Raw genomic sequence first — 24,574 nt, forward strand, 5'->3', positions numbered from 1 at the left:
TTTACACCTTCTCTTTCACATTCTTACCGAGGATACCAGCTGGGCGAACAATCAAGATTAAGAGCAAGATTCCGTACACAATGGCATCACGGAAATCTGACATTCCGAAGGCGGTAGCAAATGTCTCCAAAAGACCAATAACAAAGCCACCCAGAGCTGCACCAGGAATAATTCCGATACCACCAAGAACGGCAGCCACGAATGATTTTATACCTGGAGTCATTCCCATCAATGGTTCAAGAGAGTTATAGTAAAGCGCAATCAAGACACCCGCTGCACCAGCTAGAGCTGAACCCAATGCAAAGGTGAAACTGATTGTACGGTTCACGTTAATCCCCATCAGCTGAGCAGCATCACTATCTACAGAAACAGCACGCATAGCTTTCCCCATCTTGGTTTTTTGTACGATGAGTTGTAGAAGAACCATCAAAACAAGTGAGACAGTCAAAATCAACAATTGAATATTTGTTAGACTGATTGGTCCTAAGTCATAACGCACTGTTTGGATTGCTTGAGGAAAGGCACGTGTGTTAGCACCTACCAGATAGACCATTCCATACTCCAGTAAGAAGGATACCCCGATAGCTGTAATCAATACAGAGATACGAGTTGAATGACGTAATGGACGATAAGCTAGGAACTCAATGATAACACCGAGAATCGCTGTACCGATCATCGATAAGATCAAGGCAACAAAGAAATTTAATTGCAAGGAATTAATCAAAAAATAACCCATGAAAGCACCCATCATGTAAATATCACCATGAGCAAAGTTAATGAGCTTGATAATTCCATAAACCATAGTATAACCTAGGGCTAGTAGCGCATAGACACTACCCAAGATTAGACCATTGACAAGTTGTTGAAGCATATGGTTCACTCTTTCTAATTATTATTTTTAGGATTTTTAAAAAAAAATAATCCTTTCATAAATACCGAAACAGGGAGTGAGTAAAAGCTCATTCCCCATTTACAATATCTATAATTATGGTTTTACGACTTCTGCTGCTTCAACCTTACCATTGTTCATAGTCATCATGTAAGCAGTTTTGACTGTGTTGTGGTCTGCATCGAAGCTGGTTTGACCAGTTACACCTTCAAAGTCTTTTGTTTTAGCAAGGTTATCCTTGATTTCACCAGAGTTTTTAGCACCTTTTGCTGCGTTTGCTACAAGGTGAACTGAATCATAAGCCAAGGCTGCAAATGTTGATGGTTCTTCATTGTACTTAGCACGGTAAGCATCAAGGAAGGCTTTTGCTTTTGCTGAAATTTCTACAGTAGTTGAGAAACCTGAGATGAAGTAGATATTTGATGCGCGTTCAGCAGTTGCTTGTTGTACAAACTCTTCACCGTTGAATCCATCACCACCAATGATTGGTTTATCAATTCCCATACCACGAGCTTGGTTTACAATCTTACCAGCTTCTGTGTAGTAACCTGGTAATACGATTGCATCAAAGTCTTTATCTTTGATTTTTGTCAAAGCTGCTTGGAAGTCAGTATCACCTGATACAAACGTTTCATCTGCTACGATTTCGCCTGAGAATGAATCACGGAATGATTTTGCAACTCCTTTAGCGTAGTCGCTTGAGTTATCAGTATACAAAACAACTTTCTTAGCGTTCAACTTGTTTGTAACATAGTTAGAAATGATTTTTCCTTGGAAACTATCTTGGAAAGTTCCGATAAAGAGGTAATCTTGACCTTTAGTCAATCCATCTTGAGTAGCACTTGGCGAAATCAATGGAACACCTGCTTTTGTAGCGTTCGCTACCGCAGCTGCAGTTGCACCAGATGTCGCAGGTCCTACGATTGCTGATACTTTAGATTGGGTTACAAGGTTAGTTGTAACTGAAGCTGCCTCAGCTGTTTCAGACTTGTTATCTTTATCAACTACTTCGATTTGTTTTCCATCGATACCACCTGCGGCATTGATTTCATCAACGGCAAGTTGGGCACCTTTTTGTTCAGATGTTCCGTAGGCAGCTACGGCACCAGTTTCTTCGAAGTTAAATCCGATTTTGATTGTCTTTTCATCTACTGAGTTACCAGCAGCGTTTGACGCTCCAGACTTCACTTCTCCACAGGCTGCAAGAAGTGCTACACTTGCAAGCGCCACAAACGATAGGGCAAATTTTTTCTTCATCTTTTTTGTCTCCTTTTTTCTTAAATAAATAGCATGTTAAGAATATACCGAATTATCTGAAAATTGTCAACACATTTATCTAAATTTTTACATGATAACGTTTTCGTTATTTCTGTAGAGACTACCAACAAAGGGAGTTTCCAATTCTTGGATATGACATTGTCTCACTTTTTTGACAAATTTCTCTTTTCCTAAACGGCTAACCAGTTCTTCCACTTCTTCTGTTGGGACATAAAGTTGCAGATAACGGTGTTTTTTAGAGTGGTAACAAATATTACCATAATGATCGAGTTTTTTAGCATCGCGATTATAGTATAGGTAGATAATCAGACCAGACCGATTCTCTTTTTGAAACATATTACAACTTCCTTCTAACAATCTTCTTACTATTATATCAAAAAAAGCAAACTCAGTCGAGTTTGCTTCAAAAAATTAATTCAAAGAATTATTAGCCATGATTTCATCAATGAAACCATATTCAAGTGTTTCTTGAGCGCTCATCCAGTAATCACGTTCAGCATCTGCATGGATTTGCTCAACTGATTTACCAGAATTATCTGCAAGAATTTGCTCCAAAGTCTTACGAGTTTTAAGCAAGTGTTCAGCAGCAATGGCCATATCTGTTTGCTGTGTACCACCACCTGTACCACCCATCGGTTGGTGAATCATGTACTCGGCATTTGGAAGCATAAAACGCTTGCCTTTTGCTCCACTTGAAGCAATGATTGTTCCCATTGAAGCAGCCATCCCCATAACAATGGTTTGGACATCTGCCTTGATAAAGTTCATAGTATCAACGATTGCCAAACCAGCTGATACAGAACCACCTGGAGTATTTACATAAAGGTAGATATCTTTTGTACTATCTTGGGCATCCAAGAAAAGCAATTGGGCGATAACTGAATTGGCCATATTGTCTTCGACTGGTCCAGTCAACATAATGATACGATCTTTTAAAAGACGTGAGTAAATGTCATATGAACGTTCTCCACGACTTGTTTGTTCAATAACTACAGGAATCATTCATTTCTCCTTCTGATTTCTAAATTTCCTAGTCAAGCGACTTGATACAGGACTATTATATCTTTTTGGTCAAAAAAGGTCAAATTTTTGCTCTATCCTAAAAACAGACACAAAAATTCAACCTCCTTTCTAGACTAAAACTAATGGACAGTTTTAGGGTAAGCTTAGAATTCTACTTAGTTCCGAACAAACGGTCTCCAGCGTCACCAAGACCTGGAACGATATAGCCATGTTCGTTCAAGCGTTCATCCAAAGCTGCTGTAAAGATTTCTACATCTGGGTGAGCTTCTTGAAGAGCTTTTACACCTTCTGGAGCAGATACAAGGCAGACAAATTTGATGTTTGAGGCTCCACGTTTTTTGAGGGAATCAACAGCCAAGATTGCAGAACCACCTGTTGCAAGCATAGGGTCAACCACAAAAATTTGACGTTGGTCGATATCTTCAGGTAATTTAACCAAGTATTCTACTGGTTGAAGAGTTTCTTCGTCACGGTACATACCAATATGTCCAACTTTGGCTGCTGGAACCAAGCTCAACAGCCCATCGACCATCCCGATACCCGCACGCAAGATTGGAACAATTGCCAATTTTTTACCAGCCAATTGTTTTTGGACTGTTTTTGTGATGGGTGTTTCGATTTCAACGTCTTCAAGCGGAAGATCACGAAGCACTTCATATCCCATCAACATAGCAATTTCATCTACTAACTCACGAAAAGCTTTTGTAGAAGTGTCTGTGCGACGCAAGATTGACAATTTGTGTTGAATGAGCGGATGATTAATGACTTCAAGTTTTCCCATTTTTTGAATTCCTTCTTTCAATTTACTCTTCTTATTATATCAAAAAATGGTTTAAAAATCCTTCTAAACCATCTTTTTTTTAATTTTTAAATCAAGTTAGCTTCTTGAAGAGCTGCTTGTACTGTCTCAAGTGGTAAATGGGTCAACTCTGTCCCTTTTTCACGATAGAGATACTGGGCGTAGTCGTCCATACGGTACTGATTAATATAAACGACACGTTCACAACCTACCTGAAGCAATTGCTTGGTACAGTTGAGGCATGGAAAATGTGTAACGTAGGCTGTAAATCCTTTTGGAACGCCACGTTCTGCCCCTTGTAGTATAGCATTTACCTCTGCATGAAGAGTGCGTACACAGTGGCCCTCAATCACCAGACAGTCATGGTCAATACAATGCTCCGTTCCTGATACAGAACCATTGTATCCTGTTGAAATCACCTTATTATCCTTGACTAAAACAGCTCCTACCTTAGCGCGTTTACAGGTTGAACGATTGGCAATCAATAGAGCTTGAGCAGCAAAATACTCATCCCAAGCCAGTCTTTTTTCTGTCATATCTTCTCTCCTCTTGGTTTATTTTTTGAAAAATGGTAGGCGTAAATCTGCAATTTTTTCAGCCGGAACCTTCATTCCATCCTTGATCCACTTAAGCAAAACTGATACGATGGCCGAACTCCAAAAAGAATGCAGGTAAGAGCTGACTCCTTTTGATTTTCCATAGTATTTTTCTAAAAATTCTTGCATGGCTTGCACAAAGATTTTTTCCAAGTGGTAGTCCAAGGCAAGCTGAATAACCTTCGCCTCTTTCTTGGCTTCTCTAAAGAGGCGAACCCAAACCAGATAGAGGTCCGTTTTAACATCGTAATGACTCAATTGCTCCATAATGTTATGGACGCTTCGTTTAAAGACACTTTCTAAAATCTCTTCTTTGGAGTCATAGTTTCGATAAAAGGCTGCACGGGAAACACCAGCACGTTTGACCAATTCGGAAATGCTAATCTTTGTCAATTCCTTTTTCTCCAAAAGTTGCAAGAGAGCTGTTTCAATAGCTTCTCTGGTCAGTAAATTGGATTCTTGATTGGATTTTCTGAGATTTTCAAGTGAATTTTCAGAAATTCTTCGTTCGGCCATAACACTTCCTTTCTACTTGTGACAACAGAGTGACGAGACTTTTGTTTTAAGATTTTTCATGATATAATTGTAAAAAAAGACAGAACCTTTGTCAATGTATAAGTGATAAAGATGGAGAATTTCTATGACTTGGAAGATTGTAGCTGACTCTGGTTGTGATTATCGTCAACTGGCAAATCCAGCAATTGATACTGAATTCATCAGTGTTCCCTTAACCATTCAAGTGGCTGATCAAGTCTTTATTGACGATGCTAGTCTTGATATTGACAAAATGATGGAAACCATGTATGCAACTTCTGAAGCTTCAAAATCAGCTTGTCCTAGCCCTGATGATTACTTGCGAGCATTTGAAGGGGCAAAACATATTTTTGTAGTGACCATTACCGGAACTCTTTCTGGTAGTCAAAACAGCGCTCAATTAGCTAAGAATCTCTATCTCGAAGAACATCCTGATACTCAGATTCATGTTATTGACAGCTTGTCTGCTGGTGGGGAAGTTGATCTAATCGTTGAGAAAATCAATGATTTGATTGACCAAGGACTTTCTTTTGAAGAAGTGGTTAATGCTATTACTGCTTACCAAGAAAAAACTAAGTTATTGTTCGTTCTCGCTAAGGTTGATAATCTGGTTAAGAATGGTCGCTTGAGTAAACTGATCGGTACAGTTGTTGGGCTCCTCAATATTCGTATGGTTGGGGAAGCAAGTGAAACTGGAACCTTGGAACTTCTCCAAAAGGCTCGTGGTGCTAAAAAATCTCTTCAAGCTGCCTATGAAGAATTAATTAAAGCCGGCTATGCTGGTGGACGTATCGTTATGGCTCACCGCAGTAATGATAAATTCTGCCAACAGCTCTCAGAGCTCTTACGTGAAAAATTCCCACAAGCTGAAATCAAAATTATCCCAACCTCTGGACTCTGCAGTTTTTATGCTGAAGAAGGTGGACTCCTCATGGGATATGAAATTGACTAATTTATATAAGACAGAGGTCGGGATTCAATGTCCCGACCTCAATTTTTATCAGCAATTATCTTTTCTACTGTAGCTGAGTAGACTTTTGTACTGATAATTTCATCTTGTCAATACATAAGTTTGAAGAAGCCACCGGTTTGATAAAGATTCACGGGACTAGGTACTATCATGCAAAACTTGATCTATCGATTTCTGCCCCTCCGTCTTTTTTATGATACAATACTTTTATGAAATATTTTGACACTATTGTAATCGGGGGAGGCCCGGCTGGTATGATGGCTACGATTTCAAGTAGCTTTTATGGGCAGAAAACACTTCTCATCGAAAAAAATCGAAAACTTGGAAAAAAATTAGCTGGTACTGGTGGTGGTCGTTGCAACGTGACCAACAATGGAACTCTGGATGACCTATTAGCTGGCATCCCCGGAAATGGCCGCTTTCTATACAGTGTCTTTTCCCAGTTTGACAACCATGATATCATCAACTTTTTTACTGAAAATGGCGTAAAACTCAAGGTCGAAGACCATGGCCGCGTCTTTCCAGCCAGTGACAAATCTCGGACCATTATCGAAGCACTGGAAAAGAAAATCATGGAGCTAGGTGGGCAAGTTGCCACTCAAACAGAGATTGTTTCGGTTAAAAAGATTGACGACCAGTTTGTCCTGAAGTCTACAGATCAAACCTTCACTTGTGATAAACTCATTGTCACAACAGGTGGAAAATCCTATCCTTCTACTGGCTCTACTGGTTTTGGTTATGAGATTGCTCGCCATTTCAAACACACCATTACCGAGCTTGAGGCTGCTGAAAGTCCATTGTTGACTGATTTCCCGCATAAGGCCTTGCAGGGGATTTCCCTAGACGATGTGACCCTAAGCTATGGCAAGCATGTCATCACTCATGACCTACTCTTTACCCACTTTGGTTTGTCAGGTCCTGCTGCGCTACGCATGTCTAGCTTTGTCAAGGGTGGGGAAATTCCCTCTCTAGATGTCTTGCCACAACTTTCAGAAGGTGACTTAGTTGACTTTTTAGAAGAGAACCGTGAAAAATCCTTGAAAAATGCCTTAAAAGCTATACTCCCTGAACGCTTGGCAGAATTTTTTGTGCAAGGATATCCTGAAAAAGTCAAACAACTAACTGAAAGAGAACGCGATCAACTTCTCCAGTCTATCAAGGCACTCAAAATCCCTGTGACAGGAAAAATGTCCTTGGCTAAATCCTTTGTTACCAAAGGAGGTGTTAGTCTCAAGGAAATCAATCCTAAAACGCTGGAAAGTAAACTGGTTCCTGGCCTTCACTTTGCAGGAGAGGTCCTAGATATCAACGCCCACACGGGTGGCTTTAACATCACTTCTGCCCTCTGTACTGGCTGGGTGGCAGGCTCAAACTTAATCTATAAATGATTTAGTATCTAAGGATGTTAGATAAGAAAGGAACTACTTTGGAACATATTATCTTACTAAGGGGAGTTACTCCTAATGGAAAAAATGCTATCCCTAAAATGTCTTATCTAGTAGATATCTTGATAGAGGCTGATTTTCAACACGTTCGAACCTATATTCAAAGTGGGAATATCATTCTTGAAAGTGACTTATCTCTGGAAGAAATACGAGAACAGGTTCACACTCTAATAAAGGAAAAAATTGGTGCTGATTTAAAAATGGTAATCAAGAACAAAAATGATTTTGCAAAAATTGTCCAAGAAAACCCATTTGGAAAACACTATCTTTTTGACCGAATACATGTGATCCTTTTTCAAAATGATATCCAAAGTCTACCATTAGAAAAATTGGATAGTGACTATGGTGAAGAAGAAATTTGTATCGGCAACCATTGTCTTTACCTCTATCTCCCTAGAACTGCAAAACGAAAAAAGCTTAATACCAACTATCTTGAAAAGCTGTTCGGCGTTGATTTGACCATGCGAAAGTTAAACGTGGTAGAAACATTACTAACAAAATAGGAAAAATAATATGAGCAGAAGAGAATCAGTCGAATTTGTCAACATGTGCTTGATTAAAAATGGGGACAAGGTCCTAGTTCAAGACCGAGTTAGTCCTAACTGGCCTGGCATTACTTTTCCTGGTGGCCATGTTGAACGTGGCGAATCCTTTGTCGATGCTGTCATTCGCGAAGTGAAGGAAGAAACTGGTCTGACCATTTCTAAGCCTCAACTCTGTGGTATCAAAGATTGGTATGATGACGAGGACTATCGTTATGTTGTCCTCTTTTACAAAGCAGAACACTTTACTGGTGAGCTCCAATCTTCAGACGAAGGAAAAGTCTGGTGGGAGGCTTTTGAAAATCTATCTCATCTTAAACTGGCTACTGAGGATATGTCTGATATGCTTCGTGTTTTTCTTGAAGAAGATCTCAGTGAGTTCTTTTACTATAAGGATGGGGAAGACTGGTCTTACCAACTCAAATAACAGTAAATCGGCAGAGGTATCTCCGCCGATTTTTAGCTTGTCTAATCTTCAAGCTAGGTCTGTGTCCTCCAATTAAAATTCTGTTACTGGCTTTTTCAGTTCTAGCTTGGTCTTTGAGTTTTATCGAGTTTGTGTGCCTACATAGTGGGCAATGACATCTGATGTGTACTGTGCTGTTCCTGGCCCAAATTTGTCAATATTTTCCTTAAACTCTGGATTATAGACATATCCTTTTCCGATATGACCGAAGACTTCCATAGAGCAGTCAAATCCATAAGTACGAATAGCTTGTAAGAGCTTGGCTGCTTCCTCTTGATTTTCAGATGCTGTTGCAGGTAGACCATCTTTGAGATTTTGAGCCAAGGCTTGAAAGATTTGATTAAAGGCTGTTGTAGCTTCATCCTCTCGTCCTTTTTGACGATCAAGGGCTTGATCCATGACTTCTTGGCCATATTTGTCTACCGCCTCTTGGTGGTATTTTTGATTGTCTTGGTAGCTAAATCCAGTGAATTTTTCCTCAATAGTCATTTTTCTTTCTCCTTTTTGTTCTTGAATGGTTTTTTGTAAGGTTGAAATCAAGGTGTCTAGATGTTGCCTCTCCTGGGTTAAATAATCCAACTGTCTAGTTAAATGTGACAATATATCTGTCGTATCTTCCTTCAATAACTCTGCTATTTTTTCTAAAGAAAAGCCTAGATACTTGTAATAGAGGATAACCTGAAGTCGTTCTAAATCCTCTTGACTGTAGGTTCGATAGCCATTTTCTGACTTTAACGGAACCAAGAGTCCTATCTTATCATAATGGTAGAGGGTCTTGACGGAGACACCTGAAAGTTGCGCAGCTTCTTTGATATGGTACATGATTTCCTCCTCACATGAATAGTATATCCCCTTACCTTAGGGTAGAGTCAAGTATTTTATCATATTTTTTATGAAAACATGAAAATCGCTTTCTTGACAGGCTTGAAAAATCATGATAGGATAATCAAGTCTATTAATCAAATAAAAGGCTCTTAAAGAGCAATTGAGAGAGGGCTATTTGACAACTCAAGTAGCCTTTTCTTATTTAGAAAACTAGATTGGAGTTTAACAATGTCTGAAAAATCGCAATGGGGCTCAAAACTGGGCTTTATCCTTGCATCTGCTGGTTCTGCTATTGGTCTTGGAGCCGTTTGGAAGTTCCCTTATATGACCGCTGCCAATGGTGGGGGAGGGTTTTTACTGGTCTTTCTCATCTCGACACTATTGATTGGATTTCCACTTCTCTTGGCTGAATTTGCCCTCGGTCGGAGCGCTGGCGTGTCAGCAATCAAAACCTTTGGAAAACTTGGCAACAATAACAAGTACAATTTTATCGGTTGGATCGGTGCCTTTGCCCTTTTCATCCTCTTATCTTTTTATAGTGTTATTGGGGGATGGGTTTTAGTGTATCTAGGTATCGCTATTGCTAAAGCCTTCCAAGTTGGGATTAGCAGTGATTATGCCCAACTCTTTACAGACATCATTTCAAATCCTTGGATTGCCCTTGGGTCTCAAGCTCTTTTTATCTTCCTCAATATCTTTATCGTATCTAAGGGAGTCCAAAAAGGGATTGAAAGAGCATCTAAGGTCATGATGCCCCTGCTATTTATCATCTTTGTCATTATTATCGGGCGCTCTCTCAGCTTGCCAAATGCCATGGAAGGTGTGGTTTACTTCCTCAAACCTGACTTTTCAAAACTGACAAGTGCTGGTTTCCTCTATGCTCTAGGACAGTCGTTCTTTGCTTTATCTCTCGGTGTTACTGCCATGTTGACCTATGCTTCTTACCTAGATAAGAAAACCAATCTAGTCCAATCAGGTATGTCTATCGTTACCATGAACATTTCTGTATCGATCATGGCAGGACTAGCTATTTTCCCAGCTATGTCAGCATTTAATATCCAGTCTGAAGGTGGTCCGAGTCTCCTCTTTATCGTCTTGCCCCAACTCTTTGACAAGATGCCTCTTGGAAGTATTTTCTATATTCTCTTCCTATTACTTTTCCTCTTTGCAACAGTAACCTCTTCAGTTGTCATGCTTGAGATTAATGTTGGAAATATCACTGGCCAAGATAACGAAAAACGTAATAAATGGAGTCTTATTTTAGGTATCTTAACCTTTATCTTTGGTATCCCTTCGGCCCTATCCTACGGTGTCATGGCGGATGTTCAAATCTTTGGAAAGACCTTCTTTGACGCTATGGATTTCTTGGTTTCCAACCTCCTCATGCCATTTGGAGCTCTCTGTCTTTCACTTTTTACAGGCTATATCTTTAAAAAGGCTCTTGCTATGGAGGAACTCCATCTTGATGAAACACCTTTGAAACAAGGACTTTTCCAAGTCTGGCTCTTCCTTCTTCGTTTCATCATCCCAATTATCATCATTGTGGTCTTTATCGCCCAATTTATGTAAATACAAAAAAGGACTTGAGTAATGAACTCAGGCCCTTTCTTTTTATGGATGACTAACAATCAATTCTAGATCTTGACCTTCCAAAGTCCATGCTTCAACATCGCTTGGCAAGATAAAGTGGCTACCTTTTTGGATTGGATATTCCTTACCGTCTACAATGAGCTGACCTTGACCAGTCAAGACACTTAACAAGCTGTAATCAGCTGTTTTTTCAAAGTCAACTTTTCCAGTAATTTCCCACTTGTAAACTGCGAAGAAATCATTAGAGACAAGTAAAGTTGAACGTAAATCATCTGCTTTGACAGTCACAGGACGGCTATTTGCAGGCTCACCGATATTTAAAACATCGATGGATTTTTCAAGATGAAGCTCACGCAAGTTGCCATTATCATCCCTACGGTCAAAGTCATAAACACGGTAGGTTGTATCACTAGACTGTTGCGTTTCAAGGATCAAGATACCTGCCCCGATAGCGTGCATGGTTCCACTTGGAACATAGAAGAAATCCCCAGCCTTAACAGGAACCTTTGTCAGCAAGGCATCCCAGTTTTTATCTTCAATTTGCTGGCGGAGTTCTTCCTTTGACTTGGCATTGTGACCGTAAATAATCTCTGAACCTTCATCTGCGGCGATGATGTACCAGCACTCTGTTTTTCCGAGTTCGCCCTCATGCTCTAGTCCATAAGCATCATCTGGATGAACTTGAACACTGAGCCAGTCATTAGCATCAAGGATTTTGGTCAAAAGTGGAAATACTGGTTCTGGACGGTTGCCAAACAACTCACGGTGTTTCGCATATAAAGTAGCGAGGTCTGTTCCTTGATAGCGTCCATTGGCTACCTTAGAAACTCCATTTGGATGAGCTGAGATTGCCCAATACTCACCAATCTTTTCACTTGGAATGTCGTAGCCAAACTCATCACGTAGTTTAGTCCCACCCCAGATTTTTTCTTGCATAACTGATTGTAAAAATAATGGTTCTGACATCTTGATCTCCTGTCTGATTTTTCTCCCCTCATTATAGCAAAAAGCTAGGTCTAATTGAACTCTTTTTCACATCTTATAAAGTAGGGAGAAGATTTTGTAAAAATAGTGAATAAATGTGTTCTACTCAATGCTTGCACCATTGCTGGCAATGACGTCCTTGTACCAGTAGAAGGATTTCTTTTTACTGCGTTTGAGAGTCCCATGACCAGCATTATCTCGATCCACATAGATAAAGCCATAGCGTTTATTCATTTCACCTGTTCCAGCTGAAACCAGATCTATACAGCCCCAAGTTGTATAACCAAGCAAGTCTACTCCATCTTGATAAATAGCATCTCGCATAGCCTTGATGTGGGCCTCTAGATAAGCAATCCTATAGTCATCTTCCACATAACCATTCTCATCAGGGGTATCCATAGCACCGAGGCCATTTTCTACGATGAACATGGGCTTTTGGTAACGATCCCAGATGGTATTGAGGGTGATTCGAAGCCCAAGTGGGTCAATCTGCCATCCCCATTCTGAGGATTCTAGATAGGGATTTTTGAGAGAGGCAAAAACATTTCCAGCTGTTAATTCTTTAACTTCTGGATCACCTGAGGCCACTCGACTTGCATAGTAAGAGAAGGAAACAAAGTCAACAGTGTAATTCTTCAACAAGTCTAGATCCTCTGCCGTCATTTCAATCTCAATTCCTTCACGCTCCCACTGCTTCTTGGCATAATTTGGATATTCCCCACGCGCCTGAACATCAATGAAGAAGTAACTCTTACGGTCTTCCTCCATAGCAGCCCAGTAGTCTCTCGGATGGGCTGTGTTAGGATAATACTGCCCTGCCGCCAACATACATCCAATCTTGTTTTCTGGGTCAATTTCGTGGGCAATCTTAGTCGCTAGAGCTGAAGCTACCAACTCATGGTGAGCTGCTTGGTATTTGACTTGTTCTTGATTTTCACCTTCTTCAAAACAGAGACCAGCTCCCATAAAGGGGGCATGGAGAATCATGTTGATTTCATTAAATGTTAGCCAGTATTTGACCAAACCCTTGTAACGGGTAAAGAGTGTGCGACAGAGATTCTCATAGAAGTCCAACATACGACGATTGCGCCAACCACCATACTCAGTAATTAAGTGCATGGGGCAGTCAAAATGCGTAATAGTCACCAGAGGTTGGATCCCATACTTTTGGCATTCCTTAAATAAGTCTTCATAAAAGGCTAGACCAGCTTCATTTGGCTCCGCTTCGTCGCCCTTAGGAAAAATCCGAGTCCAAGCGATGGAAAGTCGATAAGTCTTAAAGCCCATTTCTGCAAAAAGAGCAATATCTTCCTTGTAATGATGGTACATATCAATGGCTTCTTTGGCTGGGTAAAAATAGCCCTCCTCAAACGAAAACATCTTTTTCTGACCTGTGATAATGGCTTCACGATCCTTACCGATGGGGACGACATCAACATTGGCCAATCCACGACCGTCTAAATTATAAGCCCCCTCACATTGATTAGCTGCCGTAGCACCACCCCAGAGGAACCCCTCTGGAAATTGTAGTATTTCTGTCATCACTTTACCTCACTTGATTTACTACTTTTATTATACCACTAAATTTTTAAATGAATCTGAAACTTGATAACCCCTTCATATCGAAAAAAATAAAGAAAAGACCGGATGACTCCGATCTTTCAATAGTTTATATTCTCACATTCTGTTTTAAGAATCATTAAGGTTAACTTCAAATGACTAAGCGCCCTTATTTCATTCTATAAAAATCAATTACTAGACCAGCAGGGCCTCTAACTAATAAGGACTCTGTTCCCCAATCCGTTTCACAAGGACCGTGTAAAATCTCGACATCAATCTCTTTTAAACGTTGGTAATTCTGATTTAGATCCTCAACCTCAATGTGAAGAATGATTCCTGACTGAAAATCTTCCAAAGGAATCAAATGATGTTGAGACAACATAAGACAGTGACTGCCAATCGTGAACTGAGCAAAACTGTTATCAACATAGTCAGCCTTTTTATCCAAAAGTCGCTCAAAGTCAGAACACACTTGGGAAACATCTGAAACAATAATATCTAATTGATTTAAATCCATTTACTCTCCTCTATAAAAATATTAGAAAACGAATACTCCTTATCAATGAATCGATTGATTGATAGTAAATAAGCCGTTAGAAATTATTTGAGCAATAAGTTCAAGACCATGAAAAATAAAACTTCCTATAATCAATCCTAGAATAATTGAACAGATAATCATGGTAATACAGATTAGATAAATATCCTTTTTTTCCATATCTTTCCTCCTAATATCTACTTATTGAGATACTTTCAATCCCAAGTTTCATTGGTCATTATGTGACTTCTCAAAGCCATAAAAAAGAGTAATGAACTGAATGTTATAATCATCCTTTATTTCTAATGAAATAAGAAAATCTACTTACCACACCTATTAAAAAAATCCTCTTTTCTATATCTGTCACATTTTCTATTATTACATTTTTATTATAAGATTTTAGGAAAGCGTTGTCAATTATTTATATGTGATTGCTTTATATAAAAAAAAGACCGGATTGCTCCGATCTTTTTAAGTTCCACGAAAGAAATTATTTGATTGCGCGTGATTGCAACCCTTCTTCTTCTAAGAAGAGGCGGAATGGTACAAGCTCTTCAGCTTCGTATTTTTCCTTGAAGGCTTTGATTGCTTCTTCTGAGTGTTGTTTTGGATCCAACTCAAGTACTTCTACTGGAAGTGGACGGTGTTGCGTGATGTGGGCATCGATCACAACTGTCTTACCTTCTTTGTTCAATTTAACAGCTTCTGCAACGACTGTATCGATATCTTCGATACGGTCAACTGTAAATCCTACAGCACCTTGCGCTTCAGCGATTTTCGCATAGTCAGCATTAGGGAAGTCACAACCAAACAAGTGTTTGTTTGTGTCTTCGTATTTGTCCTTAATGAAGGCATATTTACCATTTGAGAAGACCACGTTAATAACTGGAAGGTCGTATTGAACGTTTGTGATCACGTCTGGGTAGCACATGTTGAAGGCACCATCACCCATGATGTTCCATACTTGGCGATCTGGATTGTCTTTCTTAGCAGCAATACCACCAGGAAGGGCAATACCCATTGTCGCAAAGAGTGGAGATGTACGCCACATGTTCTTAGGTGTCATGTGAAGGTGACGAGTAGATGTTTGAGTAGTGTCACCTACGTCGATTGAGTAGATAGCGTCTTGATCAGCGTATTTGTTGATAGCATTGTAAACTTGATACAATTGCAATTCACCCTCAGTTTTACCTTCGAGTTTGTTCATGTAATCACGCCAGTTTTGGTTGTTCTTCACGTTTGCACGCCACCATGGAGTAGATTCAACTGGGTTCACTTTGTCAAGGATAGCTTTAGCTGCTTGACCTGCGTCACCAAGGATTGAAGCGTCAAGGGCGTGACGTTTACCAAGTTTGTAAGGGTCGATATCCACTTGGATGAATTTTTCAGTGTTTTTAAATGCTTCGTATACTTCAGCAAATGGGAAGTTTGAACCAAGGAAAAGAACTGTGTCTGCTTCAAAGACCACTTCGTTGGCTGGTTTCCAACCAACACGGTATGCAGAACCTGTCAAACCTTCGTAGTTCCATTCAAAAGCTTCAAAGTTTTTACCAGTTGTGATGATTGGGGCTTTGATTTTACGTGACAATTCAGTAATCACTTCACCAGCTTTAACACCACCGTAACCAGCGTAGATAACTGGACGTTCAGCGTTGTTCAAGATTTCAACAGCTTTGTCGATTTCAACTTCGTTCAAAGCAGGAGCGATAAATGAACGTTCGTATGAACCTGAACCGTAGTATGAGTTTTCGTCGATTTCTTGGAAACCGAAGTTTACTGGAATTTCAACAACCGCTGGACCTTTTTTAGAAACGGCAGCACGGCAAGCTTCGTCGATTACTTTTGGTAATTGCTCTGCGTAAGCTACACGTTTGTTGTAAACAGCGATACCGTTGTACATTGGGTTTTGGTTCAATTCTTGGAAGGCATCCATGTTGAGTTCATTAACAGGACGTGATCCAAGGATAGCGAGGAATGGAGTGTTATCCATAGCTGCATCGTAAACACCGTTGATCAAGTGAGTCGCACCAGGACCACCTGAACCAACTGCAACACCGATAGAACCGCCAAATTTAGCCTGCATAACCGCTGCAAGAGCACCTGTTTCTTCGTGGCGAACTTGCAAGAAACGGATATCTTTGTCTTCAGCCAAAGCGTCCATAAGTGAGCTGAGTGTCCCTGATGGGATACCGTAGATAGTGTCTACGCCCCATGTTTTCAATACGTTAAGCATTGCTGCAGATGCAGTAATTTTCCCTTGAGTCATAATGATAACTCTCCTTAAAAGTTAATTTGATGAATAATAAAAGCGCTTTTATATGTTTTTTGAAAACGATTCAGTAAATTTACACTCCTAATTTATCACATTTACTTATAGTTTCATAAGAATGTGCTCACAAAACTTCATTCTCTATTACAGTACAGATTGAAAACGTTTTGAAAATCTGTTTTAGAATAGCAAAAAAAGCGGTTAAGACCGCCTTTTTAATCGACTTTAGTAAAATTAAGCATGAGAGAGCTGATCAGAACAGAGACTGAACTAAAGGCCATGGCTAATCCTGCAAGTTCTGGATTGAGTACCAAACCAAGACCAGAAAACACTCCTGCTGCAATCGGAATACCAATGAGGTTATAGATAGAAGCCCAGAAAAGATTGAGTAGAATACGATTAAAGGTCTTCTTACTCATATCAAAAGCACGTGCCAATCCTAGTAAATTGTTGGTTGTAAGGACAAGATCTGCTGATTCAATGGCAATATCTGTACCAGAGCCCATGGCAATTCCGACATCGGCTACACTGAGGGCCGGCGCATCATTGATACCATCTCCAACAAAGGCCAATTTGCCATTCTTTTGAAGCTTGTGAATTTCATGTGCCTTTTCCTCTGGCAAGACATTTGCAATCACTTCTTCTATCCCAATTTGCTCTGCAATCGCATGGGCTACTCCAGCATTATCTCCAGTAAGCATGACCGTTCTAAGGCCACGTTTTTTCAATTTGGCAATAGCTTCTCGAGCATTTTCCTTAGGGACATCCTGCAAGGCAATTAAGCCTTTTAACTCACCATCCACGGATAGGAAGACAACTGTTTTTGCTTCTTTCTCAAGCAAATCAAATCGTTCTTGATAATCATGTGGAATAGCAAGGTCAGCTAAGAGTTTGGCATTCCCAAGCAAGACTTGTTTACTATTAATAATCCCAGTCACACCTTTTCCATGCAAGGCTTGAAAGTTTTCAACGGGGTAAAGGCTAATTCCTAGTTCAGATGCACGATTAACAATAGCTTGAGCTAGCGGGTGTTGAGATACATCTTCCAGTGAAGCAGCCAAACTTAGCACTTCTCTTTCATCACCGATAACATCTGTCACTACTGGCTTCCCTTCGGTCAAGGTTCCTGTCTTATCAAAAACAACCGTTTGGACTTTTTGGATTTCCTGTAAAACTGTACCATTTTTGAGAAGAATCCCCATCTTGGCACTTCGTCCTGTTCCAACCATGAGTGCTGTCGGTGTCGCAAGTCCTAGAGCACAAGGGCAGGCAATAATCAAGACTGCAACTCCGTAGAGGAGGGAAGTCACAAAGCTTTCACCAAGCAAGACAAACCAGACCCAAAAAGTAAGAAGTCCTAAAATGACAACTGCTGGTACAAAAATCCCAGAAATCTTGTCGGTCAAATCTTGAATAGGAGCACGACTCGTTTGCGCTTTTTTCACAAAGTCCACAATCTGAGCCAACATAGTCTCAGAGCCCACTTTTTCGGCTCTAAAAATGATCGTACCACTATTATTGATGGTTGAACCAATGACAGCATCTCCAACTGATTTATCGACTGGAATACTTTCCCCAGTCACCATTGATTCATCAATACTCGTTTCACCTTCTAAGACAATACCATCAACGGCAATTTTTTCACCTGGTCGAACGCGAATGAGATCCCCAACTTTGACTTGTTCTAGAGGTATTTGAACATAAACATCATCACGCAAAACCTCTGCTGTTTTTGCTTGTAGGTCTAATAATTTTTCGACTGCCTGCGAAGTATTTTTTCGCATTTTTTCCTCAAAAACTGCTCCCAAAAGAATGAAGAAGAGGATAAATGCAGCACTTTCAAAGTAAACGGGCAGACCAGTGAAGAGGGCAACTAAGCTATAGAAATAGGCCACTAGGGTTCCCAGAGCAACCAAGGTATCCATGTTGGAATTGTGCTTTTTAAAACTAGCCCAGGCGCTTCTGATATATGGAACTCCAGCTACCAGCATAATGGGTGTTGTGGCTAAAAAGGTGCCCCAACGCATGACTTGGTGACTAATTCCTCCTGTAGACATCCCAATCATGAGAATCACAAGAGGTACAGTAAAGATACTAGTAATCCAAAAACGCTGAAAAAGACTGAGGGACTTTTTATTTTTTTCAACTACGGTATAACTCCCCTTTTGCATCTTCATGCCGCATGAAAATTCATGCTCACCCAGGTCTTGAGGAGTAAAACGAATGACTTTTTCCTCATCTTGAGCGATTGGTTCTAGGATCCCTTCTTCTTCGAAGAGAATCTCTTTATAACAGTTTGAAGGTGTCACACGATGAAAGGTAATCTCAGCAGGAATCCCTTTTTGCAGTTGAATGTGGGCTGGATGGTAGCCTTTGTCTGCCGTGATACGAATTTTTTGCACACCATTTTCAAGGCTTGCTTTTACAATTTCAGTCATAACATTCTCCTATTCTACAATCATCTTACCGTGCATCATATTCATGCCACAAGAGAAACCATACTCACCTGCTTCTTCAGGAGTGATTTCAACCACATATTGGTCTCCCATAGGCAGATCTGCATGCACTCCAAAGTCTGGAAAAACGATTTGGTCCAAGCAAGGTGAAGGATCTTTTCGATCAAAAATAATACGAGCAGGTTGCGATTTTTTAAGGATAATGGTTTCTGGAGTATATCCTCCCATGACCTCCACTCGAATCTCCTGATAGCCATTTTTTTGCTGGGCTCTCTTAGCATCTTCTTGCGGTTTTTTGAAAAACCAAAAGAGGATAAAAGCAATCATTCCTAAAACAACAATAGATACAAATAGATTTAACATAGCGTCTCCTTTACATACAATTACATCTTACTTCTGTTACAGCACTTGCTTTTTTCTTTGAAATCACTTCTTCCAAGCCTTCCAAGTCAGCTAGGGTGAAATCACATTCTTCAATCAAATCAGCTAGCAAGAGCTTTATTCTTCGAGAACAAAGCTTGTCTTTGATATCCTGAACCATTAAGCCCCTACTATCATCTGGAGTTAAAAGGGACGAATACACAAAGGACTTACCCTGTTTTTCCCGAGTCAAACATTCTTTCTCCACCAAACGAGCCAAGAGTGTCTGGATCGTGGATTTAGACCAGCTAAACCTTTTCTCTAATACTTTTATGAGATCAGTACTAGTCTGCTCCCCCTGCATCCATATAATCTTCATGACCTGCCATTCTGCATCCGAAATCTGCATCAGCACACCTCCAAAATCTACATTTGTCAATTACAATCACCAGTATACTCTTAAAATCTACATTTGTCAACTAAATTTCCTAAAAATTTTTAAATTTCTCTTTCCAATAGATTTTGACTATCATTGTGATAAAAAATACATATTATCCAAATGAGATTTTTAAAGCTACAATTTTTTATCATTTAGCATCATTTTTTACCTATACTATACATGATGTATAATACAGCGAAATCCAAAAACACCTCGTACAATCTATACGAGATGTTTTCATCATTATCCTACTCTCTAAATCTCTTTCAACTTTTCGAGATAGGCGGTTAATTCTGCTTGGGCTTCTGGTGTTGTGCCTACTAGTTGGCTGCGCATTTGTGCAAGTCTGGCTTCTACTTGACAAATTTCTTTATCAATCTCTGCGAGCTGGTCTGCGAGGTCGACAAGGGGAACAACGGGTTCTTCCTCAAAGGTATCGACATAGCGTGGAATGTTGAGGTTGTAGTCGTTTTCGACAATCTCTTCAAAGTTGGCTAGATGGGCAAACTTCTCGACATTCTCGCGTTTTTGATAGGTCTCCAAAATCTTGGCAATATGGTCTTCGGTCATATTGTTTTGATTTTTCCCTTTTTCAAACTCTTTTGAGGCATCGATAAAGAAGACATCCTTATTGGTGCGATTCTTTTTAAGGATAATAATAGTTGTCGGAATAGAGGTGTTGTAGAAGATATTTGCTGGCAAGCCGATAACTGTATCAATAGCGCCTTCTTCTAGCAGGTGCTGGCGAATCTTTTGCTCGGCTGCTCCTCTAAAGAGAACTCCGTGAGGAAGAACGATGGCCATGACACCATTATGCTTGAGATGATAAAAACCGTGAAGAAGGAAGGCAAAATCTGCTTTAGACTTAGGTGCAAGAACTCCATAACTTGAAAAGCGAGGATCTTGTAGGAAGCCACTATCTGCTGACCACTTCAGTGAATAGGGTGGGTTCATCAAAACCCCATCAAAGTCTGTAGGCTCCGTAGTTGGCCAATCTTCGTCTAGGGTATCGTGGTTGCTGAGGTGATAGTTCTCAATCGCGACCCCATGAAGCATCATATTCATGCGAGCAAGGTTGAAAGTCGAAGTAATCAATTCTTGACCGTAGTAAGAAATAGTCGAAGCTTCCTTACTATAGCGCTTGGCATTGAGCAAGAGAGAACCAGAACCCATGGTCGGGTCGTAAACCGACATGCCCTTTTGATGCTCGCGCCCTGAAAAGACAATCTGAGTCATGAGATGAGAGACTGCTTGAGGTGTATAAAACTCTCCAGCCTTTTTCCCAGAATCACTGGCAAACTGGCCAATCAAGTACTCATAAGCATCACCCAAGATATCACCAGCATGACCAGAAACATTAAGGTCGTTGAGCTGTTTCATGACTTCAGAGATGGTCTTGTTTTGCTTTTGTGGGGTGTTGCCTAGCTTTTTCGCATAGAGGTCGATATCTTCGAAGAGATTTTCAAATTTTTCATTGGCCTGCTCGATATCACGGAAACTTTGGGCTAGGGATTCTAGCTGGAAGGTTCCTTCGTAGATAGACTGAACCAGCTTGGTAAAGGTTAGAGAAGGCTCAATCACATAGCCCAGATCGTCATTTAAGACCTCGATGAGGTCTTCACGGACATCTGCATCCGCAAAGTTTTCCTCATAGAGAAGTTGCGCTTGCTGGAAGGACTCAAAGGTCTCTTCCAAGTTATCACAGACGGCTTGGAGGATGTTGTCGGATAGGTACTTGTAGAAAATCAAGCCCAAGAGGTAGGACTTGTATTCATTGGCTTCCATCTGGCCACGCAGGATATCCGCCGCATTCCAGAGGGATTGGTAGAGTTCTCTTGATAAATCTGTTTGTGACATAGGGTCTCCTATCAATGTATGTTGTTAGTAGTATTCCATGTTTTAAAATATTGTTCTTTTTTATATTTTCCTTAAATAGTGCGGACGGGAGCAACTTCCTTCGGAATTTCATCCCTAATTTTTGAGCCTAGAGTCTCAAAAATCCCGTCCTATACAATAACTTTGTTATTGTATAGGATACCACTATGGCGGAAAATATCTTCTAAAAACTCACTTCGTTCGCGCTCATTTTACAATAAACTCTTTTAAAACTAATTACTGGGCTTTTTATGGTCTTGGTATCTTATGAATTGAACACGACCTAAAAGCTGGGTAAAAAAGATAAACTGTCTGGCCTTCATCGAAGACTGCGCCAGTTTCCTATTTTTACTGGGCTTTTGACGGTCTTTGTATCTTATATAAACATTTTTCTGAGTAGGGTTTGTTTGCTTTCTTTGAGTTGGTTGACTTTTTCCTCTTGCTTGGCAATAGCCTTGTCTAGGTCTTGGAAGAAAGAACCGATAGCTTCTTGTTCGGGTATGGTTGGGCATAGTACAATTTCTTTTTCCAAATTTGATTTACTTAAATTACCGATTGCACCATTACCTCCCGCTACCGAAACATCAATGAATCTACTGTACCACTCAGAACTAAGTAAAGCATTTAAAAACTTATATTGTTTACTTCTAGCAAGAAGCATAAAGCCACCATGAACCATCTTCTCACTATCCTCTATAATCGCGTGTTTTCCTACTAACTTTGAAGAACCATTAGCAGCAGTAATTAAAATATCACCAAACTGAACATAGGGAATAGTGACCGAACTATCTTCAACAAAAACATCATCTTCTTGCTTTTTAAAAACATCTCCATCTATATTTGAAGAACGCAACACTCTAATTCCGTTTTCTACAACAGAGGTAGGTTTGTAGGTTAAACCTCGTTTTAATTCTGCAACTTCCCCCAACTTCACTTCCTTCCAGTCATCTTCAAATCCTGCGAAGCGAAGGGCTGGTTTGGTTTGTCCTTTGGCTGGGAAGAGGAGTTTGAGGTAGGTTTTCTTCTGCTCTTTGAGCACCTCTAATTTACGCTGTTGAAGGCTAATGAGCTGGTCAATATCTTGGAAGAAAGAACCAATAGCAGTTTGCTCGGATTGGTTAACAGGAAAAATTAGCTCTGTATCAAAGAAATCTTGGGGCGAAATATTTAAAAGACCATGATTTCTAGCTCCTTCTGCTGCTCGCATAGAAACTTCCTTATACCATTTTGGAGAATCGTAATATACAGCTAAAAAATCTGAATCTATAGAATTGGGTCTAAAAACTATATATAATGTTGATAATACTCCCATTTCATAATTATCCAATCTTTTAACTGCACCCCATGGATAATCTGACGAATAAGATTTATTATACGCAAATTCACCTTTTTTCAATAAGTAATATCCACTGACATCTTTACTAGCAACCTTTTTATTAAAAAAAGTTTCTTGGTCAATCAATCCATACTGAGCAGAAATAGTCAAAGGTAAATCAGATTCCAAATTTTTATTTTTCCTCGTAATCCTTTCCACTATTTCACCCAATTTCTTCTCTTCCCAAGGTTCGGTATAGTTTTTAAATCGATAATCTGGTATCTTAATCATGTGACACCTCTTCTATACTTTCTAAGAAATCAGATGATACAATATATTCTGTCCATAACATCTCACCATCTACTCTTCTTTCATCATCCACTATGACATAGTGAATGTTCTCTACTCGACTTACTTTCAATTGATCTGCTAATTTTTGAGATCTAATTTCTACAGTTTCATACTTACTTGGCGCAATAACCACAAGATGCTTTCCATCTCTTTCAATAGCTGTTCGAATAATACCATTTATATGTTCATCATCTGTGTTAAATCCAAAACCAACAGAACAGATAAAATCAGATTGTCGCAACTTAGAATAATAATCAACATATTTTATGGACATATCAATAGACGTCATTGGTTTCGTACCACTTTGTGTAAATATCAAAGGGACAGCAAAACGTTCATAGCTATCAAATTCTTCTTTACTGATTGTCGTATTCATATACGGATCATAAAATTCATCTATACTGCCATTTAGAAAAATAATATCCTTGCCTGGTAATTTAGCTCCTATCAGATTATTGATATAATTAGATGTCGCAATAGTTTCGATTTCAAAAATATCTTGACTATTTAAATCATCATAATATCCTGCGTTTTGGTCATTAAAATTACAAGATTCTATATATTCACGTACTGAATGAAGAAAGATGCTAATGTTGCAAAACTTACTCCACTCATGTTTAGGAATGTATAGATAATGCCAATTACTATCAATTACAGATTTATAATCCAAAACTTCAGCATAAATTTCTTCTATTACTTTAAAAGCAAGTTTAACAATATGGTGAGCATCATCAGGTGCTTTCCTAGATAAAAGCTCCAACCCCTTAACACCCGCGGCTTGATAATTAACAGAGAGATTACTTCCTAAATCATCAAAAATATCTAACTCTAATTCATGTGTAGAAAAAATATTTTCTTGTAAGTTCCTAGATAGATTTTCACTCATTGCCCCTATATGCAACTGTAAAATAGATTTTACAATATCACCCAGCAATTCTCTATCAGAAATATTCGGAAATTCAAAATTTTTATAATATGTTAATAAAATTGAAAAAATCTTGCTAGTAAATAAACGATTCCCATCCATTAAGTAATCGTTATATTTTAATTGCTGACTGACATTTATATTTTGATATTCTCTACCTAACTCTTCTTGTACAATATTTTTAAAGTTAGGCAAAGAATCAAATATCTGAACTGCTATCGGAACTGCAACCTTATCAAAATTATTAATTCTCTTTACTATATCATTACGATGATTTACTACAGTATCCTTTATTATATTTTCATACACACTTTCTCGAAATGTAGTAACTCTTTTGGAATTATAATCTTGCGGTAGCCATGTGCTTGCATATTGAGAATAATTTAAAATTCTATCACGATTTTCTTTAAACTTTTCCTTAGCTTGACTAGTATCTCTCCTGAAAATATCTAAAGCAAATTTCCCACCATTGGGCATACCATAAGCAATCTCAGCTCCAGCCCCAAATAAAAAACCAATTTTTGTCATATTACTCCCTTTCTATTACT

Annotated in this window: 24 protein-coding genes; 5 read left to right on the plus strand and 19 right to left on the minus strand. The window is 39.3% G+C overall.

Translation table 11 applies throughout. The features are described 5' to 3' along the window. Position 1 precedes the first annotated feature (1 nt). The 7 genes from O3633_RS02795 to O3633_RS02825 all read right to left on the minus strand — a co-directional run bounded on the left by O3633_RS02795 (position 2) and on the right by O3633_RS02825 (position 5,101). A complete protein-coding gene (locus O3633_RS02795; protein WP_000941435.1) occupies positions 2-871 on the minus strand; it encodes a branched-chain amino acid ABC transporter permease in 870 nt (289 codons plus the stop codon). Between the two features lie 114 nt (positions 872-985). Beyond that, positions 986-2,146: an ABC transporter substrate-binding protein gene (locus O3633_RS02800; protein WP_049530666.1), complete on the minus strand. Its 1,161-nt coding sequence runs from the start codon at positions 2,144-2,146 to the stop codon at positions 986-988. Positions 2,147-2,233: 87 nt separating this feature from the next. Continuing rightward, on the minus strand, positions 2,234-2,503 hold the full coding sequence (locus O3633_RS02805) for a YlbG family protein (RefSeq protein ID WP_371620309.1): 270 nt from the start codon (positions 2,501-2,503) through the stop codon (positions 2,234-2,236). A 75-nt stretch (positions 2,504-2,578) separates the two neighbouring features. Next, complete coding sequence (gene clpP, locus O3633_RS02810) at positions 2,579-3,169, minus strand: ATP-dependent Clp protease proteolytic subunit ClpP (RefSeq protein ID WP_000613459.1); 591 nt, start codon at positions 3,167-3,169, stop codon at positions 2,579-2,581. Between the two features lie 172 nt (positions 3,170-3,341). Further along, positions 3,342-3,971, minus strand: a complete 630-nt coding sequence (gene upp / locus O3633_RS02815) for a uracil phosphoribosyltransferase (protein WP_000517029.1) — start codon at positions 3,969-3,971, stop codon at positions 3,342-3,344. A gap of 86 nt (positions 3,972-4,057) precedes the next feature. After that, entirely contained in the window at positions 4,058-4,525 is a 468-nt protein-coding gene (locus O3633_RS02820; RefSeq protein WP_000136981.1) for a deoxycytidylate deaminase, read from the minus strand. 18 nt (positions 4,526-4,543) lie between these two features. Next, the gene (locus O3633_RS02825) at positions 4,544-5,101 is read right to left on the minus strand and encodes a TetR/AcrR family transcriptional regulator (RefSeq protein WP_000840875.1); all 558 of its coding nucleotides are present in this window, start codon (positions 5,099-5,101) and stop codon (positions 4,544-4,546) included. Positions 5,102-5,225: 124 nt separating this feature from the next. Here O3633_RS02825 and O3633_RS02830 point away from each other — a divergent pair, with 124 nt between their 5' ends. The 4 genes from O3633_RS02830 (at position 5,226) to O3633_RS02845 (ending at position 8,503) form a co-directional block, all read left to right on the plus strand. Beyond that, positions 5,226-6,071, plus strand: coding sequence for a DegV family protein (locus tag O3633_RS02830; RefSeq protein WP_049530669.1), 846 nt, complete (start codon positions 5,226-5,228; stop codon positions 6,069-6,071). A gap of 227 nt (positions 6,072-6,298) precedes the next feature. Beyond that, positions 6,299-7,477, plus strand: a complete 1,179-nt coding sequence (aao, locus tag O3633_RS02835; protein ID WP_049530670.1) for an aminoacetone oxidase — start codon at positions 6,299-6,301, stop codon at positions 7,475-7,477. 38 nt (positions 7,478-7,515) lie between these two features. Then, the gene (locus O3633_RS02840) at positions 7,516-8,037 is read left to right on the plus strand and encodes a DUF1697 domain-containing protein (protein WP_371620405.1); all 522 of its coding nucleotides are present in this window, start codon (positions 7,516-7,518) and stop codon (positions 8,035-8,037) included. Positions 8,038-8,047: 10 nt separating this feature from the next. Beyond that, positions 8,048-8,503, plus strand: coding sequence for an 8-oxo-dGTP diphosphatase (locus O3633_RS02845; protein WP_371620310.1), 456 nt, complete (start codon positions 8,048-8,050; stop codon positions 8,501-8,503). A 120-nt stretch (positions 8,504-8,623) separates the two neighbouring features. On the opposite strand, the gene O3633_RS02850 is transcribed toward O3633_RS02845, so the two are convergent. Next, positions 8,624-9,364, minus strand: coding sequence for a MerR family transcriptional regulator (locus O3633_RS02850; RefSeq protein WP_049530672.1), 741 nt, complete (start codon positions 9,362-9,364; stop codon positions 8,624-8,626). A 231-nt stretch (positions 9,365-9,595) separates the two neighbouring features. Here O3633_RS02850 and O3633_RS02855 point away from each other — a divergent pair, with 231 nt between their 5' ends. Further along, complete coding sequence (locus O3633_RS02855) at positions 9,596-10,936, plus strand: sodium-dependent transporter (protein ID WP_371620311.1); 1,341 nt, start codon at positions 9,596-9,598, stop codon at positions 10,934-10,936. A 42-nt stretch (positions 10,937-10,978) separates the two neighbouring features. Here the strand turns inward: O3633_RS02855 and manA are convergent, their stop codons facing one another. From manA to O3633_RS02910, 11 genes are all read right to left on the minus strand, one after another. Then, positions 10,979-11,923, minus strand: a complete 945-nt coding sequence (gene manA / locus O3633_RS02860; protein ID WP_371620312.1) for a mannose-6-phosphate isomerase, class I — start codon at positions 11,921-11,923, stop codon at positions 10,979-10,981. A gap of 120 nt (positions 11,924-12,043) precedes the next feature. Beyond that, on the minus strand, positions 12,044-13,483 hold the full coding sequence (locus tag O3633_RS02865) for a 6-phospho-beta-glucosidase (protein ID WP_371620313.1): 1,440 nt from the start codon (positions 13,481-13,483) through the stop codon (positions 12,044-12,046). Between the two features lie 187 nt (positions 13,484-13,670). Next, complete coding sequence (locus tag O3633_RS02870) at positions 13,671-14,018, minus strand: VOC family protein (protein ID WP_049530678.1); 348 nt, start codon at positions 14,016-14,018, stop codon at positions 13,671-13,673. A gap of 42 nt (positions 14,019-14,060) precedes the next feature. Next, positions 14,061-14,216, minus strand: coding sequence for a hypothetical protein (locus O3633_RS02875; RefSeq protein ID WP_162837481.1), 156 nt, complete (start codon positions 14,214-14,216; stop codon positions 14,061-14,063). A gap of 310 nt (positions 14,217-14,526) precedes the next feature. Beyond that, positions 14,527-16,302 (minus strand): pyruvate oxidase, encoded by a 1,776-nt coding sequence (gene spxB / locus O3633_RS02880; RefSeq protein WP_371620314.1) that lies wholly within the window; start codon positions 16,300-16,302, stop codon positions 14,527-14,529. Positions 16,303-16,520: 218 nt separating this feature from the next. Then, entirely contained in the window at positions 16,521-18,743 is a 2,223-nt protein-coding gene (locus O3633_RS02885; RefSeq protein ID WP_371620315.1) for a heavy metal translocating P-type ATPase, read from the minus strand. Positions 18,744-18,752: 9 nt separating this feature from the next. Continuing rightward, positions 18,753-19,124, minus strand: coding sequence for a cupredoxin domain-containing protein (locus O3633_RS02890; protein WP_000933322.1), 372 nt, complete (start codon positions 19,122-19,124; stop codon positions 18,753-18,755). Positions 19,125-19,134: 10 nt separating this feature from the next. After that, complete coding sequence (locus O3633_RS02895) at positions 19,135-19,530, minus strand: CopY/TcrY family copper transport repressor (protein ID WP_006155565.1); 396 nt, start codon at positions 19,528-19,530, stop codon at positions 19,135-19,137. 285 nt (positions 19,531-19,815) lie between these two features. Continuing rightward, on the minus strand, positions 19,816-21,417 hold the full coding sequence (locus O3633_RS02900) for a type I restriction-modification system subunit M (protein ID WP_371620316.1): 1,602 nt from the start codon (positions 21,415-21,417) through the stop codon (positions 19,816-19,818). A gap of 394 nt (positions 21,418-21,811) precedes the next feature. Continuing rightward, positions 21,812-23,041, minus strand: coding sequence for a restriction endonuclease subunit S (locus tag O3633_RS02905; RefSeq protein ID WP_371620317.1), 1,230 nt, complete (start codon positions 23,039-23,041; stop codon positions 21,812-21,814). Continuing rightward, positions 23,034-24,554, minus strand: a complete 1,521-nt coding sequence (locus O3633_RS02910) for a hypothetical protein (protein WP_371620318.1) — start codon at positions 24,552-24,554, stop codon at positions 23,034-23,036. Before O3633_RS02910 ends, O3633_RS02905 begins: the two co-directional genes overlap by 8 nt. Between the last annotated feature and the right edge of the window lie 20 nt (positions 24,555-24,574).

The organism is Streptococcus sp. 27098_8_22, assembly GCF_041432415.1.
Classification (GTDB): domain Bacteria; phylum Bacillota; class Bacilli; order Lactobacillales; family Streptococcaceae; genus Streptococcus; species Streptococcus pseudopneumoniae_M.